The sequence below is a fragment of the Stutzerimonas stutzeri genome, assembly GCF_013522825.1.
GTDB classification, from domain to species: domain Bacteria; phylum Pseudomonadota; class Gammaproteobacteria; order Pseudomonadales; family Pseudomonadaceae; genus Stutzerimonas; species Stutzerimonas stutzeri_AK.
This window is the reverse complement of sequence record NZ_JAAMQZ010000122.1, coordinates 1-247: the sequence shown is the minus strand read 5'-3', so window position 1 is coordinate 247 and position 247 is coordinate 1. Positions and strand designations below refer to the sequence as shown.

Sequence of the window (247 nt, the reverse complement as noted above, 5' to 3'; positions counted from 1 at the left end):
CCGACGCTATCCTCGACCGCCTGGTGCACAACGCTTACCGGATCAATCTGAAGGGTGAATCAATGCGCAAACGGACGCAGAAATTGACGACGCCAGCCAACCCGGACTAACAATGCCACCCCTGCGTAGCTGCCTGCCCGGTTGAGTGGCCGGATGGCCGTGGAATCAGTGGCCGGATGCGCGTGGAATGGGTGGCCGGATCAGCGTGGAATCGGTGGTCAGATGCTCATGGAATGGGTGGCCAGAT

At 60.3% G+C, this 247-nt stretch carries 1 protein-coding gene; it reads left to right on the top strand.

The features are described from left to right. Positions 1 to 110, top strand: a 110-nt coding sequence (locus G7020_RS23870; protein WP_219852637.1) for an ATP-binding protein, incomplete at its 5' end; no start/stop codon positions are given. Positions 111 to 247 lie beyond the last annotated feature (137 nt).